We start from the raw sequence: 15,830 nt of genomic DNA on the forward strand, positions 1-15,830 counted from the left end.
CTTCCAACATATTGATTGCTGGCAAAACAAAGGTCAACTCAGGAACAAAAATGCGAGTTCGCTGCGACAGGGTGGTTAACACCACGAGTCATAATCCATCCCGGAAAACGCTTTCATTCAAGATGTGTTTGCATTCATCCAATAGGCGGTTCATACGAATGACATATGATGCCATAACCTAAAGGTGGTTCGGGGCGGCTGGAAATGACAAAGGTATATGGGGGGCGGAGGGTCGGGCTGGCCTGTCTGAGCTGGCTGGCCGTGCTGCTGTCATTCGTCGCCTCTTCGCGGGCGGATGAGCCGGTCCTGAGCTTCGGCGTGGTGCCGCAAACGGCCTCGACGCGTCTGGCCGAGCAGTGGCTGCCATTCCTGGACGAGGTTGGCCGTCGGGCCGGGGTCAGGCTGGTTTTCCGCACGGCCAAGGACATTCCGGCCTTCGAGGCGGCCTTGGCGGAGGGTGCCTATGACTTCGCCTATATGAATCCCTATCATTATACGGTCTTCCATCAAAAACCGGGCTATGAGGGGGTTGCGCATGAGGTGGGGCGGCGTCTGACCGGCTTGATCGTGGTGCGAGGCGACAGCCCGTACCAAAGGCTGGAGGACCTGCGGGGCAAGCCGGTGATCTTTCCGGCACCTGCCGCCTTCGCGGCCAGCATCCTCACCCAGGCGGAGTTCGCCCGCCACGGCATAGCCATCGCTCCCAAATATGTCAGTTCCCACGACTCGGTCTATCTTGGCGTGCTGTCCGGCCATTATGCCGCGGGTGGCGGCATCACCCGCACCCTTGAGGCGCTGCCCGGGGACCAGAAAGCGGGATTGCGCGTTCTGAGCATGACCCGGGACTACACCCCCCATCCCGTGGCGGTTCATCCCCGGATACCGGCTCCTCTGGCGGCGCGGGTGGTTGCTGCCATGCAGGGGCTGTCGGCGGACGAGACCGGGCGCCGTGTCCTGGACGGCGTCGCCATGAAGGGGATCGCGGCGGCCCGCGACGCGGATTGGGACGATGTCCGCGGTCTGGACATCTCGCTGCTTCGCCATTGGCTGGGGCAGGTGGTGGAATGAGCTTCCGGACCAAGACCATCCTTGGGATCGCGCTGCTTCAGGCCCTGCTTCTGGCCCTGCTGCTGGGGAGCACGGTGGAGGTGATGTGGCGTTCTGGCGGTGTCGAACTGGACAGGCGCGCCGACATGGCCGCCAGGCTGATCGGTGCCGCCGCCGCCGATGCCATGATCTCCCAGGACTATGCGACCTTGGCCGCCATGGTCGGGGAAGCCGCCCGGAGCAGCGGTGTCACCTTGCTGCGCCTGCTGGACGAGAATGGGCGGTTGCTGGCTGAAGGCGGCTCGGTCTCGGCGGCGGAAGTTGTGGAGAAGCGGCTGCCGGTCTTTGTGGGAGGGCACGGCTTTGGCCAGGTTCATGTCGGGCTCGATACCAGGGAATTGAATCGGGCGGTAAAGGAGGCCGGGGGGCGCCTGTTGGCCATTGGCCTGGGGGGGATGGCCCTGACGGGCCTGTTCTCATGGATTCTCGGCACCTATCTCACGACGGGGCTCGAGCGGTTGCGGGTGGTGGGCAATTTGCTGGCTTCGGGCGACCTTGATGCCAGGGTGGCGGTGGACGGCCGCGACGAACTGGCTGAAACCGGTCTGGCCTTCAATGCCATGGCCACGCGCATCCAGGAACTGGTCGGCAAACTGTCGGAGGAAGAGGCCACCTTGCGGGCGTTTTCCGAGGCGTCCAGCGACTGGTATTGGGAAACAGACCGGATTCATCGCATTTCCTGGCTGTCGGGGTCGTTCCCGATGGTTGTGCGGGCCGATGCGAGTGAGTTCATCGGCCGGGTGGGGTGGGGAGATGGTTTGACGGATCGCCCCCGTGACCTGACGGCAATCCACTCATTCCTGGAAAATATCACCGCCCATCGCCGCTTCAGGGATTTCCGCCTGTGGATCGGCCAGGGCAAGACGGCACAGTGGATCAGCCTGAGCGGCGCCCCCCGTTACGACGAAAGCGGCAGCTTCATCGGCTATCGCGGCAGCGGCACCAACATCACCAGCCAGTCTGATGCCGCCATGCAGTTGCGTCTGTTCTCGCGCATTGTCGAACAGTCGCCGGTATCGGTGGTGGTGACGGATCCCAAGGGCACCATCCAGCATGTGAACCAGCGCTTCACCCAGGTCACCGGCTTTGCCGCATCCGAGGTCATCGGCCATACCCCCAGCCTCGTGTCGTCGGGAGAGACGCCAAAATCAACCTATGCCGAGCTGTGGCGGACCATCTCCGATGGTCGGGTCTGGCAGGGAGAGCTGCTCAATCGCAGGAAGAACGGAGAACTGTACTGGGAAGAGGCCGCCATTTTCCCCATCCTGGACGATATGGGCGAGATCGCGCATTTCGTCGGTATCAAGGAGGATATCTCAGGTCGAAAGATCGGCGAGGCGGAACTGGCGGCACGAACCCAGCTGGTGCAGCGCCACTATGAAAGCCTGCGGGCGCTGAGCGATATCGCGGCCCTGCCGGGCGGTGCCGAGGAGCAGTTGACCCAGGCCCTGGCCCTGGGTTCCTGTCACCTGGGATTGCCCCTGGGCATCATCAGTGCCGTGCAGGACGACACCTATACCGTCTTGCATCATGTGGCGCCCGATGGCGTGACCTTGGCCGACGGGCAAAGCTTTCCCCTGGGGCAGACCTATTGCGCCATCACCCTGGAGGCGCTGGACGTGGTCGCCATTCCCAATATGGGGCAGTCGGTGCATGGTGGGCATCCCTGCTACTCCGCCTTCGGGCTGGAGGCCTATGTGGGCGCGCCGGTGACGGTGCGGGGCACCCGTTTCGGAACCATCAATTTCAGTTCGCCCGATCCCTACTCCCGGGGCTTCGATGATGGCGATGTGGAGTTCATGCGGCTGCTGGCCCGCTGGGTCGGGGCGGTGATGGATCGCGACCTGTCGCGGCGCGACATCCTTGCGGCCAAGGAAGAGGCGGAAGCGGCCCAGGCCAGCCTGGCCCGGCAGGCGGAAAAACTGGCGGACATCAATGCCGAGCTGGAACAGTTCGCCTATGTGGCCTCCCACGATCTGCGCCAGCCCTTGCGCATGGTGACGAGCTATCTGACCCTGATCCGCCGCGGCATGGGGGACGCGATTACCGACGAGATGGCCGAGTATTACGGCTTCGCCATCAATGGCGCCAAGCGCATGGATGCCCTGATCGTGGCCTTGCTGGACTATTCCCGCACCGGCCGCAGCGAGGAGCCGTTCGAATTGCTGCCGCTGGCCGATATCGTCGAGCAAAGTCTGGTCAACCTCAAGGTGGCGGTGAAGGAGGCTGGAGCGGCAGTGAGTCTGGCCGATGGCCTGCCCAGCCTGCGCGGACACTCGACGGAGCTGATCCGTCTGTTCCAGAACCTGATCGGCAATGCGGTGAAGTATCGCGCGCCCGACCGCCCGCCGGTGATCGTGCTGGATTGGCTGGACCGGGGACGGGAATGGGAGATTCGGGTTCGCGACAACGGTATCGGCATTCCGCCAGAACATCGCGACCGGATTTTCGGCATCTTCCAGCGTCTGGTCCGCCAGGATGAATATGAGGGCGCCGGGATCGGCCTGTCCATCTGCCGCAAGATCATGACCCGGCACGGCGGGCGCATCTGGGTCGAGCCCGCGCCGGGCGGCGGCAGCATCTTCTCGGTCAGCTTCCCCAAGTGAGGCGCGATCAGTTTTCGGGGGCGCGTTCCGCCTGGGTGCTTTCTACCTCGCGGTCGTAGAAGCGCTCCACCACCAGCTTGAGGACCAGCGTCACCAGGGCCAGCAGGGTCAGGACCGAGGCGGCGGCAAAGGCCCCGGAACTGTCGTAGTCGTGATACAGCAGATCGATCTGCAGCGGCAGGGTCATGGTCTCGCCGCGCACCTGCCCCGATACCACCGAGACGGCGCCGAATTCGCCCAGCGAGCGGGCGGCGCACAGGATGATGCCGTAATACAGCGCCCATTTGACGTTGGGCAGGGTGACGCGCAGGAAGATGGACAATCCACCCGCCCCCAGGGTCAGGGCGGCCTCTTCGTCGTCGCTGCCCTGCAACTGCATCAGCGGCAGCAGTTCGCGGGCGATGAAGGGGCTGGTGACGAACAAGGTGGCGATGATGATGCCGGGAATGGCGAACATCACCTTGATGTCATTGTCTTCCAGAAAGGGTCCCAGCAGGCCCGAACTGCCATAGACCATCAGGGCGGCGACACCGGCAACGATGGGCGAGACCGAGAACGGCATTTCCACCAGGCTGATCAGCCATTTCTTGCCCCGGAAGCGGAACTTGGTCACGGTCCAGGCCACGGCCAGGCCGTAGACGGCGTTGATGGGCACCACCACCGCCAGCACCAGCAGGCTGAGGCCGATGGATTTAACGGTTTCGGGATGGCTGACGGCATGCCACCACGCCATCCAGCCCTTGGCGAAGGCCTGGGCGAAGATGACCGCCAGCGGCACCATCAGGAAGCCCAGGGCCAGCACACCAGCCAGGCCGATCAGCACCATCTGGCCGAGGCCGCGATGCTGGCGATGGACGCGATGATGGACGGCCATGGCGGGAATCATGGTCTTCAGACTTTCGCCAGATAGCGCTGTTGCCAGGCCTGGACGCCATTGGTCACCAGCATCACCACGAAGGCGGCGGCCAGCACCACCGTGGCGATGGCGGTGGCGGCGCCGAAGGAATATTCCTCGAGCCGGATGAAGATCAGCAGGGCGGTGATCTCGGTCTCGAACGGGCGGTTGCCCGCGATGAAGATGATGGCGCCGAACTCGCCCAGGCAGCGGGCGAAGGCCAGCGACATGCCGGCGATCAGGGCGGGCAGCAGGGTGGGCAGCACCACCTTCAGGAAGATTTGCGCCTCGTTGGCGCCCAGGGTGCGGGCGGCCTCCTCCACCTCGTCCTCCAACTCCTCGATCACCGGCTGGACGCTGCGGACCACGAAGGGCAGGCTGGTGAAGGCCATGGCGATGGCGATGCCGGGCTGGGCGTGGACGATCTTGATGCCCAGCGGGTCGAGATACTGGCCGATCCAGCCATTGGGGGCGAAGGCGGCGGCCAGGGCCAGGCCCGCCACGGCGGTGGGCATGGCGAAGGGCAGGTCGATCAGGGCGTCCAGCAGATTGCGGCCGGGGAACTGATAGCGGGCCAGTACCCAGGCGAACAGCAGCCCGGCGAAGCCGTTGAAGGCCACCGCCTCGGCGGCCGACAACAAGGTGACACCATAGGTGGCCAGGGCGCGTGGCCCGGTGGTGGCGGCCAGGAAGCCGTCCAGGCTCATTCCCGCCGCCTTGATCAGCATGGCCCCGATGGGCAAGAGGACGATGACGCCGAGATAGCCCAGCGTCATCCCCATGGTCAGTGAAAAGCCGGGCAGAAGCCTGCGGCGGAAAAGGGGCATGTCAGCGCTTCTCGAACACCTGGTCGAAGGTGCCGCCCTCGGCGAAGTGGATCTTCTGGATATTGTCCCAGCCACCGAACAATTCGATGGTGTAGAGACGCACATCCGGGAATTGGGCGGCGAACTTACGCGCAACCTTGTCCGAGCGCACCCGGTAATAATTCTTGGCCAGGATTTCCTGGGCCTCGTCGGAATAGAGATAGGTGAGATAGGCCGTGGCAAGCTTCTGGCTGCCGCGCTTGGTGGCCACCTTGTCCACCACCGCCACCGGGAATTCCGCCAGGACGCTGACGGCGGGAACCACGGTGTCGAACTTGTCGGTGCCGAATTCCTTCAGCACGCCATTGACCTCGGCCTCGAAGGTCACCAGCACGTCGCCGGTGGCCCGCTCGACGAAGGTGGTGGTGGCGCCGCGGCCGCCGGTATCGAACACCGGCACATTGGCGACCAGCTTCTTGATGAAGTCCTTGGCCTGGGTGTGATCGCCCTTGAATTTCTCCAGCGCGAAGGCATAGGCGGCCAGATAGGTGTACCGCCCGTTGCCCGAGGTCTTGGGATTGGGGAACACCACCTTGACGTCCGGGCGGGCCAGGTCTTCCCATGACTTGATGCCCTTGGGGTTGCCCTTGCGCACCACGAAGGCGGGCAGTGAATAATAGGGCGAGGCCCCATGGGGAAAGGCGCCCTGCCAGTCCTTGCGCACGAAGCCGCGATCCGCCAGCGCCTGCACGTCGGTCACCTGGTTGAAGGTCACCACATCGGCGGGCAGGCCTTCCAGAATGGCGCGGGCCTGCTTCGACGACCCGGCGTGGCTCTGCTTGATCTCCACCGCCGCGCCGCCGGACTTGCTCCAACTGGCCTGGAAGGCGGGGTTGACCTGCTGGAACAGTTCGCGGGCGATGTCGTAGGAGACGTTGAGCAAATCGCCCGGGGCCTTGTCCTGGGCCATGGCCCCGGGAGCGGCGAGCATCATTGCCGCCAGGGCGGCCAGGGAGCGGAAGCGAGGGAACATGGCGGTCTCCAAATTCGATACTGGTTTAAATGACGAATAGCAGTTGTTGAATATAATAAAAATACAAAAATATTACGTTGAATCTGTGGCGCCAAAGGAAGGCCGGGCGACCAGGGCCATCGGAGATGGTGAGGGCCTTATCCCCATCCCCCGATGGCCCTTGCGTTCCGTGATGGTCGGTTTCGCCGTCTCGATGCTTATGGTATACTCCTAAGGTCAAGGATTGAGACATGCGCATCGGCTTCCCACTCACGAGATTCGTGCTATCCATCCTGGCCCTGGGGGAGCTGGTCCTGGGCGCGCCGGCCATAGCGGCCGAGCCGGATTTCCGCCTGACCACGGGCATGGTCGAGCCGTGGACCAATTCCGCCGGAACCGGATTTCACCAGATGCTGATCCGCGACCTGTTTCAGCGTCGCGGCCTGAAAGCCGAATTGGATGTCAACCTTGCCTCGGCCCGCGCCTTCAAGCTGGCCGATGACGGCGTCACCGACGGGTTGGCCGGACGGGTGGCGGGCATGGAAAAGGAATTTCCCAATCTTGTGGCAATTCCCGAGCGGATGTTCGTCAACGACTTCGTCGCCTGCGGCCTGCCGGGAACGTCCTTGCCCGCCAATTGGGGCGATCTAGGCCCCCGGGCGGTCGCCCATATCATCGGCTGGCAGGTTTTCGAGCATAACCTGCCCAAGGTGCGCGATCTCAGCACCGTCAAGGATTCCTCGCAACTGCTGGCACTGCTCCGGTCTGGACATACCGAGCTGATCCTGCACGAGCGCTGGCAGGCCATGTGGCAGGCCCAGCGCCAGGGTCTGAAGTTGGTCTGCACCGATGCTCCCCTGGCCAGAACGCCCATGTTCATCTATCTCAACCGGCGCCATGGGGCGCTGGTGGAGCCCTTGGCCCAGACCCTGCGGGCCATGAAGGCGGATGGCAGCTACGACGCCATCGCCCGAACGGCGTTCGGCGACCTGGGAGCCAGCACCACCGGATTGAAATAGAATGCCGCCGACCTCGGAGCAGAGCCGCATGCCGGTCGCACATCGACTGTTGGCGCGGCTTGGCGTTATCGGGACCGTCATTGCGCTGGCGATTTCGGCGATAGTGGTGCTGCGGGACTATGACATGACCCAACGCCAGGTGGCCGAGGTCTTCGAGCAGATCGAGGCCAGCTACCTGCCCAGCGTCACCGAGCATGTCTGGCTCAAGGACCACGACCATCTCATTCACCTGATGGATGGCATCCGGCACTTCCCCCATATCCAACTGGCGGAAACCCAGGACGAGTCCGGGGCCGTTCTTGCCGCAAGTGGCGAAAGGATCGGCGCGTCTGAACTGGTGCGCCGCTATGAGCTGCGCCGAACCTATCTCGGGCGCAGCATGGTCATCGGCAATCTGGTGGTGTCGGCCAATCTGGAAGAGATGCGGCTGCAGGCCACCGAGCGGGCGTTCCTCGCCCTGCTGTCTAATGTGGTTCTGATCGCGGGGGTGCTGGGCGCGCTTTACTGGCAGGTCCACCGGGTGGTCACCCGTCCGCTGGCCCGGATGGCGGCCCATGCCCGAGCCCAACGGGCCGTTCGCTCCGATCATCTGGTTCCGTTTCCCGTGCCGGCCAATATGCATAACGACGAGTTGTTCGATCTGGCCTCGGCCTATACCGAACTGCATCTGGCGACGCAGACGGCCTTCCTGCAGGTCCGCGACAGCGAATCCCGGCTGCGCATCCTGTTCGACAGTTCGCCGGTTTCATTGTGGGAAGAGGATTTTTCCGAGGTCAAGCGCAGGGTGGACGACCTGCGCAACGAGACGGGCGCCGACTTCGATTCCTATCTGTCCCGCCATCCCGAGCGGGTGTTGGAGTTGGCCGCGCTGGTGCGGGTGATTGATGTCAATGCCGCCACCTTGGCCCTGCACGCTGCCCCGGATCGGCAGGCCCTGCTGGGCAATCTGGTCACCACCTTCACGCCGTCGTCGCTGGATGCCTTCCGGCGCCAGCTTCTGGCCATCTGGGCCGGGGAAAGCGAGGTCGAGGTCGAGGGCGAGGTTCAGACCCTGACCGGGTGTCGGCGTCAGGTGGTGGTGCATTGGGCGGTGCCTCCGGGGCATACCGAGCGGTTGGACCGGGTGATCGTCGCGCTGGAGGATGTAACCGAGCGCAAGGCGGCCGAGCAGCGGCTGTCGGAAACCATCGGCCAATTGCTCCAGGCGAATGCCGAACTGGCCCGCATTACCGAGATCGCCAGCCACGACCTGCAGGAGCCGGTGCGCAGCGTGGTCAGCTTCAGCCAGTTGCTCGAACGTCGCCTGGGCCAGACACTGGACGACGAATGCCGGGAACTGTTGGGTTATCTCATGGCGGCGGCCCGGCGCATGCGCGATCAGGCCCAGGGGCTGTTGGCCTATGCCCGCATCGGCGGGGTGAACGCCGCCGCCGAGCCGGTCGCCCTGGGCGAGGTTGTGGCCGAAGCGGTGGCGAGCTTGACCGAGGCGATTCGCGACAGTCGGGCGGTGGTGCATGTGGCGCCGTTGCCTGAGGTTGTCGGTGACCGGGCGGAACTGGTCGAGCTGTTTCGCCAATTGCTGGCCAATGCCCTGAAATTCGCGCTGCCGGGCATTCCTCCGGTGGTGACGGTCGCCGCCCTGGAGGATGCCAAGGGCGCCCATGTGACCGTCAACGACAACGGTATCGGCATTGCTCCCACCTATGCCGAGGATGTCTTCGAGGTTTTCCGCAAGCTTCATGGTCCCGACCAGTATCCCGGTGCTGGCGTCGGCCTTGCCATCTGCCGAAAAATCGTCAACCGTCATCAGGGCTTCGTCTGGGTGGACCGGGATCGTCGCGACGGCTGTACCGTCCATGTCCTGTTTCCTCCGCGGCCCCTGGCATAACTTCGAGCGGATCAGGCATGGGACGGCGGAAGGTGGCAGCGGCCAACGAGGCTGACCGGTTGATGGCGAGTGTCCTGGCCGATGGCGATGCCGAGGCCCTGGCCGCCATCCGCCCCCATATGCCCCCTCCCATCCTCGACGGGCTGATCCGGGTGAGCGAGGGGCGAAGCGATCCGGAGCAGATGGGTCGCCTGGGCCGCACCCTGGAATCGGCGGGCATGACGGCGGCGGCGGTGGCGGCCTTTGGCTGTCAGGCCGATTCCCTGCCCCTGGGGTCGGAACGCATTCCCGCCCATCTGGATATCCTCGCCATCGAGCGGCGCCAGGGATTGGTCGAGGCTGCCGAGGGACGGCAGCGGGCCATCAATCGTCTGGCCGGCGAGGGCAATGGGGGAGAGAGGCCGCCGGAACTCTCGCTGGGGGCGCTCGCGGCTCGATGCGCCTTCGCCGAGCCCGCCCGCCACCTGGATATGCTGGAGCGGGTCGGATTCTCGCCCCTGGCCGAGGACCCCTTGCGCGATCCTTCCTGGACCAAGCCCCTGTGGCACCGGGGCGGCGAGGCGCTGGCCGAGGACTACTCCTTCTTCGTGGTGGACGCGGATGCCAGCCCGGTAATGCTGGTGGAATGCGACACCCGGGGCGATCGTTATCTCGGTTGCCGCGAGGTCGGGGCGGTGCTGACGCCGCTGGCCGATGAGCCTGCGGTGCTGGCCGTTGCCGAGGAACTGGCGCTGCGGCAGTTGGAGACCATCGCCATCTGGGCGGGCTGTCCCCATCTGTGGCTGGAGGTGGCGGCCGATTCTCCGCTGCCCCCCGCGGTTGCCGATCGCAGCCGCGAACTTCCGGCGGCGGGCCGGGTGGCGTTCCGTACCGGCTGGATCGATCTGACCCTGGACGAGGATGCCATCCGGCGCGGCTATCGCGCCACGACGCGGCATATGTTGCGTCGTGGCGGCGAGATCATGGACATCCTGGCCCATGACGACCCCGCCATCGACTTTGTTCCCGTCTATGAGGAGCTTCATCGCCGCTCGGGTCGGGTGGCGGCGCTGGCGGGCGGGGACCTGACCGCTGCCCTGGTCTCGGGTCGGGTGTCGGGCTTCGTGGGGATGATGGCGGGGCAGCCGGTTTCGGCGGTTCTGTCGTCTTGTCACGGGGCCACGACCTATGATCTGGCGACGGTCCGAGCCGACGACACCCGCGAACCGGTCAGCCATCTCCCCATTCATTACGCCATCATCCATGCCAAGGCTCGGGGCCAATCCCGCTTTCATTTCGGCCCCTTGTACGAGGGCGGCGAGTTGGGAGGCAAAATGAAGAACATTGCCCTGTTCAAGCGAGGATTCGCCAGCGCCTTCAACTCCTGTATACTCTTGCGGTTGTGCTAGGGTCCAATGTGGAGATATCGCCATCATCCCGACTGTGCTATAACTTTGGTCGTGGATGGCGGTGGTCATGAGTGCGAGGTGGGGGATGCCGTTCGCAGTCGATGAAAGACTGATCTCGCGCCTGCAACTGGTTGGCACAGCAGTGGTGATCACCGTGCTGGTGCTTGGGCTCGGCTTTTTCTTCAGCCGCCAGATCGCCGACGAATATGAAGCCAATATCAAGCTTCTCGAGGTTCAGGAGATCCAGCAGCACGAAAACCTGCTGGTCCGCCAGATCGAGACCGCCAAGGGCTTTCTCTCCAATATGCGGACCCGCACCGAGGAAATCCTGATGGCGGAAATCCGCGAGCAGGTGGACGAGGCCCATGCCCTGGCCGAAGCCATCTATGCCCAGGAGGTGGGTAAGCGACCCGAAGCCGAAATTCGCCGCCTGATCGTCGAGGCCCTGCGGCCGCTGCGCTTTTTCGGCGGCAAGGGCTATTTCTTTATCGACGGCATGGACGGCAGTTGCGTGCTGCTGCCCATCGCCCCCGCCCGTGAAGGCGGATCGCTGATGGATAACCGGGATGATACCGGGCATTACATCATGCGTGGGCTGATCGAGGCGGCGCTGAAGCCGGTGGGTGAGGGCTATTCCCGCTATCGCTGGTATGCGCCGGGGAATTCAAAGGTGATGGCGGACAAGATCGCCTATGTCCGCCATTTCAAGCCTTTCAACTGGCTGATCGGCACCGGGCACTACGTGGCCGATGTCGAGGCCTCCCTGAAGCAGGAGGCGCTGGACCGGCTGCGCAGTTTCCGGTTCGGCAAGGATGGCTCGGGCTATATCGTGGTCATCGACGACGAGGAACGCATCCTGGTGTCGCCCTCGCGGCCCTGGAACGAGGGCATGAAGGTGTCCGAATTGCCGCCGGACAAGCAGGTGGCGGCCAAGCCCATCTACGAGCAGGGGCGCAAGGGCGATGGCTTCATCCGTTACGACTGGGCCCGTGATGGCGGAGAAGGGGCGGTGTCCACCAAGGTGACCTATGTGTCGCGCATGGCGGATTGGGGCTGGACCCTGTCGGCGGGGCTGTTTCTCGATGACATCGCCACCGCCACCGCCGAGCGGCGACAGGTCATGGAACGCAGCATCAGCGCCAAGCGCACATTGACCCTGACCGCGCTCGGCATCGGATTGCTGGTGGCGCTGACGGTGGGGGCGTGGTTCTCGCATCTCACCGCCCGGCTGGTGGAGCGCTACAAGCAAGACCTGACATCCCAAAGCGATGAATTGCGCAAGGCGTCGCGCGATCTGTTCCTGATCAACACCATGGTGGAAAGCTCGGCCGAGATGGTGATTCTGGCCGATGGAGGGTGGACGGCGATCTATGCCAATCCCTTCGTCTACGAGCAACTGGGCGGCAGCCCGGAAACCCTTGTGGGGCGGCGCCTGGACGAAATCGCCGAGGCGGTGGCCGCCAATCCCCCCGATGCCGAGGGCGGCTCCAGCCGCTTCGAGACCACGCTTCGGGCCGCCGATGGCCGCCGGGTGCCGGTGGATGTGGTGGCGCGCGACGTGACCCATGATGGCGCCCCCTATCACTTCGTCATCGCCCGCGACATCACCGAGCGCCGTCAGTGGGAAGCCGATCTGGGCCGCAAAACCGCGGCGCTGGAACATTCCAATGCCGAACTGGAGCAGTTCGCCTATGTGGCCAGCCACGATCTGCGTGAGCCCCTGCGCATGGTGGCCAGCTATCTGTCGCTGCTGGAACGCCGCTATGGCGAGAAATTGGATAAGGACGGACACGACTTCCTGAGTTTCGCCCGCGACGGAGCGCAACGCCTGGACCGCCTGGTCCTCGATCTGCTGGAATTCTCGCGCATCGACCGTCGCGGCTCTCCCATCAAGCCCATGGAGGCGGGACCTGCCCTGGAACTGGCGGTGAAGAATCTGTCCATGGCCATGGCGGATGCCTCGGCGACGGTTGCCCTGCCACCCTCCATGGACGGTATCAGCATTCTTGGCGATGCCGGCCAGATCGTTCGGTTGTTCCAGAACCTGATCGGCAACGCCATCAAGTACCGCGCTCCCGACCGGCCGTCGGTGGTGGAGGTGACCTGTCATCGGGTGGAGCGGGGCTGGGAATTCAATATCGCCGACAACGGCATCGGCATCGAACCCCAGTATTTCGAGCGCATCTTCGGCATCTTCCAGCGCCTGCACACCCGCGAGAAATACGAAGGCACCGGTATTGGCCTCGCCATCTGCAAGAAGATCGTCGAGCGCCATGGCGGGACCATTGGCCTGGAATCCGAACCCGGCCGGGGCACCACCTTCACGGTGGTGCTGCCCGCCGCCTGAGGCGACTCCTCCTCCCTTGCATGCACGGCGATGCGTGACCGGCATGAATCGGCTGGCTGGGACGGTGAAACCTGCTACCTTGCGTGCAGGACCGGCTGTTTCGGATAGTCATGGTGACGCGGGAGCCCAAGAAGAGAACCCTGGCCGACGATCTGCGGCGCCAGATGGCCGACGAGATTCTCGACGGTCGCCTGCCGCCGGGGCAGCATCTGGACGAGCAGGATTTGGCGGCCCGCTTCGGGGTGTCGCGCACGCCGGTGCGCGAGGCCTTGCGGCTGCTGGCCGCCACCGGGCTGGTGCAGGAGCGCCCGCGCAAAGGTGCGGTGGTGGCCACCGTCACTCCCGAGCGCATGGCCGAGATGTTCGAGGCCATGGGAGAGATCGAGGCCGCCTGCGCCCGCTTCGCCGCCCTGCGCATGACGCCCGACGAGCGTCGCGCCCTGGCCGATCTGCATGCCGATGCCGCCCGACTGGCGGCGGAGGCCGATCCGTCGGCCTATGATCTGTTCAACACCGAATTCCATTCCGCCATCTATGCCGGAGCCCATAACGGCTTCCTTGAGGAAACGGCGCGGGCCATGCGGCAAAGGCTGCGTCCCTTCCGCCGCGCCCAGTTCCGCATGACCGGGCGGGTGGCCCATTCCTGGGCCGAGCATGACGCGGTGGTGCGGGCCATCCTGCGCGCCGATGGCGAGACCGCCTATCACGTCATGCGCGCCCATGTCTCGGCGGTCAGCGACGCCTCGGCCGACTATCTCAATCGCCTGCCGAGGCGATGAAGGCGCGCCAGCCGCCGAAGCTGGAAATATCCTCGGTGCCCTCGGTGGCCACCGCCTCGCACAGGAAGCCGCAGACCCGGCTTCCGTCCGCCATCTCCACCGATCCCACCCCCAGCGGGGCTGGAATGGCGGCGACGAAGCGGCCGAAAGCGTCGGGCGTCATCTCCCAGATTTCGCCCTCCACCGCCACGCCGTCCTTGGCCACTCGCACCATGCCGGGGCGGCGGGGGAGGCCGGGCAGGGCGAAAAGCCGGTAGACGGGGGCGGTGCGGCCGCACTCCACCAGTCGCGCCCCCAGTCCGGTCAGCTGGTGATTGAGGGGCTGGCCCGACAGATGGCCGCCCACCACCATCAGCCGAAGCAGCCTTGCATCCTCGCCGGGAATGGCGCGGGCGGCGGGCATGGCGTGGCCGGTGGCACCCAGGCTCAGCCCGGCCGAGCGGTGCAGTTCCGCCGCCGCCTCGGCCGCCAGGGACTCGGCGAAGGCGGGGGCCATGACGGTGACGCCGAAGGGCAGTCCATCGGGGCGGAAACCGGCGGGCACCGCCACGGCGCACAGGTCCAGCAGATTGACGAAATTGGTATAGGCGCCCAGGTTGGTATTGGTGGCGATGGGATCGGCCATGACCTCGTCGATGCGGTAGATGGTGCCGCTGGTGGGCAGCAACAGCAGGTCCATGCGCTGCCATTGCGCCTGGGCCCGCTGCCGAAGTTCTTCCAGCCGGTAGGTGGCGCGGAAGGCCTCGACGGCGCTGCGCCCGGCCCCGCCCATGATGATCTTGCGTGTGACCTCCAAGGCCGACTCAGGGTGGGCGGCAATGAAATCGCCCACGGCGGCGGTGCGCTCGGCCACCCAGGGGCCGGAATACAGCAGTTCGGCCGCCTCGGCGAAGGGGGTGAAGTCGATCTCCTCCACCGTCCAGCCCAGGTCACGGGCACGGTCCACGGCGTCGCGGTACAGCGCCTTGGCGGGGCCGTCGCCGAAAAAGCGCAGCTGGTCGGGGGCGGGAATGCCCATGCGGCGGCCCTTTGCCGGAGCGGTGGCCATGGGCGGCGCCACCCGGCTGAAGGGATCGGCCGGATCAGCTCCGGCCGCCACCTTGAGGACGTGCATGCAATCTTCCACCGTCAGGCCGAACACCGAGACGCAATCCAGCGAGCGGCAGGCCGGGACCACGCCACTGGTGCCGATCAGCCCCTTGGTGGGCTTCAGGCCGACGATATTGTTGAAACCGGCGGGCACCCGTCCCGATCCGGCGGTGTCGGTCCCCAGCGAGAAGCTGACCATCCCGGCCGCCACCGCCACCGCCGAGCCGGAACTGGACCCGCCGGGGATGACCTCGGGATCGAAGGGATTGCGGGCCACGCCATAGGGCGAGCGCACCCCCACCAGGCCGGTGGCGAACTGGTCCATATTGGTCTTGCCCACCAGGATTGCACCCGCCGCCAGCAGCCGCGCCACCACTCCGGCATGGGCCTTGGCCTCGTAGGCGAAATCGGGACAGGCGGCGGTGGTGGGCTGCCCGGCCACGTCGATATTGTCCTTCACCGCGAAAGGGATGCCAAACAGGGGCAGGCCGGCGCGCTGGTCCGGCGACAGGGCTTCCAGATCAACGGCGCGGCGGCGCAGTGCCGCGGCGGGGGGGCGATGAATCCAGACCTTGTCGTCTCCCGCCTGTTCCAGGCGTCGCAGCACCAGATCGACCACCTGGGTCGGTCGCAGTCGTCCCGAAGCATAGGCGGCGCTCAATGTGGCGATGTCGAGGCTGGGAGTGCTGGCGGCGGGCATGGCGGAGGTCCCTGGTGGTGAGCATGTATGCACAACTGCATGCAAATGCGGGGCCGGACGGCTTTGGTGCTGGAATCGCGGGGGTGCGGTCTGTTGCGTGCATGCAATGGCCTGATATTTCGTCACTCATGCCTAATAAATAGACGCGCTTGAAAAGCGGCCTAAAAATCAGGCTGTTGCGCTGGGCCGTGGGG

11 protein-coding genes are annotated in these 15,830 nt (G+C 65.1%); 7 read left to right on the forward strand and 4 right to left on the reverse strand.

Annotated features, from left to right (window positions below; all coding sequences use genetic code 11):
* Positions 1-204 precede the first annotated feature (204 nt).
* Together A6A04_RS21225 and A6A04_RS21230 are read left to right on the forward strand one after the other, a co-directional pair.
* Positions 205-1,068 (forward strand): phosphate/phosphite/phosphonate ABC transporter substrate-binding protein, encoded by an 864-nt coding sequence (locus tag A6A04_RS21225; RefSeq protein ID WP_068496013.1) that lies wholly within the window; start codon positions 205-207, stop codon positions 1,066-1,068.
* Positions 1,065-3,713: an ATP-binding protein gene (locus A6A04_RS21230; protein ID WP_068496014.1), complete on the forward strand. Its 2,649-nt coding sequence runs from the start codon at positions 1,065-1,067 to the stop codon at positions 3,711-3,713. The genes A6A04_RS21225 and A6A04_RS21230 overlap by 4 nt, the downstream gene beginning before the upstream one ends.
* 7 nt (positions 3,714-3,720) lie before the next feature.
* Here the strand turns inward: A6A04_RS21230 and cysW are convergent, their stop codons facing one another.
* The 3 genes from cysW to A6A04_RS21245 are packed head-to-tail and all read right to left on the reverse strand — an operon-like array spanning position 3,721 to position 6,447.
* Positions 3,721-4,587, reverse strand: a complete 867-nt coding sequence (cysW, locus tag A6A04_RS21235; RefSeq protein WP_082915131.1) for a sulfate ABC transporter permease subunit CysW — start codon at positions 4,585-4,587, stop codon at positions 3,721-3,723.
* A gap of 17 nt (positions 4,588-4,604) precedes the next feature.
* On the reverse strand, positions 4,605-5,435 hold the full coding sequence (gene cysT / locus A6A04_RS21240; protein ID WP_068496016.1) for a sulfate ABC transporter permease subunit CysT: 831 nt from the start codon (positions 5,433-5,435) through the stop codon (positions 4,605-4,607).
* Between the two features lies 1 nt (position 5,436).
* Entirely contained in the window at positions 5,437-6,447 is a 1,011-nt protein-coding gene (locus tag A6A04_RS21245; protein ID WP_068496017.1) for a sulfate ABC transporter substrate-binding protein, read from the reverse strand.
* 230 nt (positions 6,448-6,677) lie between these two features.
* Here A6A04_RS21245 and A6A04_RS21250 point away from each other — a divergent pair, with 230 nt between their 5' ends.
* From A6A04_RS21250 to A6A04_RS21270, 5 genes are all read left to right on the forward strand, one after another.
* Positions 6,678-7,445: a substrate-binding periplasmic protein gene (locus tag A6A04_RS21250; protein WP_068496018.1), complete on the forward strand. Its 768-nt coding sequence runs from the start codon at positions 6,678-6,680 to the stop codon at positions 7,443-7,445.
* 28 nt (positions 7,446-7,473) lie between these two features.
* On the forward strand, positions 7,474-9,333 hold the full coding sequence (locus A6A04_RS21255) for an ATP-binding protein (RefSeq protein ID WP_245651337.1): 1,860 nt from the start codon (positions 7,474-7,476) through the stop codon (positions 9,331-9,333).
* Between the two features lie 17 nt (positions 9,334-9,350).
* Positions 9,351-10,721 carry a GNAT family N-acetyltransferase gene (locus A6A04_RS21260; RefSeq protein ID WP_068496020.1) on the forward strand — a complete coding sequence of 457 codons (1,371 nt, stop codon included), beginning with the start codon at positions 9,351-9,353 and terminating at the stop codon, positions 10,719-10,721.
* A gap of 85 nt (positions 10,722-10,806) precedes the next feature.
* Entirely contained in the window at positions 10,807-13,068 is a 2,262-nt protein-coding gene (locus A6A04_RS21265) for a cache domain-containing protein (RefSeq protein WP_068496021.1), read from the forward strand.
* 110 nt (positions 13,069-13,178) lie between these two features.
* On the forward strand, positions 13,179-13,847 hold the full coding sequence (locus A6A04_RS21270; RefSeq protein ID WP_068496022.1) for a GntR family transcriptional regulator: 669 nt from the start codon (positions 13,179-13,181) through the stop codon (positions 13,845-13,847).
* Here the strand turns inward: A6A04_RS21270 and atzF are convergent.
* Positions 13,825-15,636: an allophanate hydrolase gene (gene atzF / locus A6A04_RS21275; RefSeq protein ID WP_068496023.1), complete on the reverse strand. Its 1,812-nt coding sequence runs from the start codon at positions 15,634-15,636 to the stop codon at positions 13,825-13,827. The genes A6A04_RS21270 and atzF overlap by 23 nt on opposite strands.
* Positions 15,637-15,830: the final 194 nt, after the last annotated feature.

This window comes from Paramagnetospirillum marisnigri, from assembly GCF_001650715.1.
Classification (GTDB): domain Bacteria; phylum Pseudomonadota; class Alphaproteobacteria; order Rhodospirillales; family Magnetospirillaceae; genus Phaeospirillum; species Phaeospirillum marisnigri.

Excerpts from the sequence above, each read along its gene's own strand:
- cysT (WP_068496016.1), bottom strand. The coding sequence starts at position 5,435 with ATGCCCCTTTTCCGCCGCAGGCTTCTGCCCGGCTTTTCACTGACCATG.
- A6A04_RS21270 (WP_068496022.1), top strand. The coding sequence starts at position 13,179 with ATGGTGACGCGGGAGCCCAAGAAGAGAACCCTGGCCGACGATCTGCGG.
- A6A04_RS21230 (WP_068496014.1), top strand. The coding sequence starts at position 1,065 with ATGAGCTTCCGGACCAAGACCATCCTTGGGATCGCGCTGCTTCAGGCC.
- A6A04_RS21265 (WP_068496021.1), top strand. The coding sequence starts at position 10,807 with ATGCCGTTCGCAGTCGATGAAAGACTGATCTCGCGCCTGCAACTGGTT.
- A6A04_RS21250 (WP_068496018.1), top strand. The coding sequence starts at position 6,678 with ATGCGCATCGGCTTCCCACTCACGAGATTCGTGCTATCCATCCTGGCC.
- atzF (WP_068496023.1), bottom strand. The coding sequence starts at position 15,636 with ATGCCCGCCGCCAGCACTCCCAGCCTCGACATCGCCACATTGAGCGCC.
- cysW (WP_082915131.1), bottom strand. The coding sequence starts at position 4,587 with ATGGCCGTCCATCATCGCGTCCATCGCCAGCATCGCGGCCTCGGCCAG.
- A6A04_RS21255 (WP_245651337.1), top strand. The coding sequence starts at position 7,474 with ATGCCGGTCGCACATCGACTGTTGGCGCGGCTTGGCGTTATCGGGACC.
- A6A04_RS21245 (WP_068496017.1), bottom strand. The coding sequence starts at position 6,447 with ATGTTCCCTCGCTTCCGCTCCCTGGCCGCCCTGGCGGCAATGATGCTC.
- A6A04_RS21225 (WP_068496013.1), top strand. The coding sequence starts at position 205 with ATGACAAAGGTATATGGGGGGCGGAGGGTCGGGCTGGCCTGTCTGAGC.
- A6A04_RS21260 (WP_068496020.1), top strand. The coding sequence starts at position 9,351 with ATGGGACGGCGGAAGGTGGCAGCGGCCAACGAGGCTGACCGGTTGATG.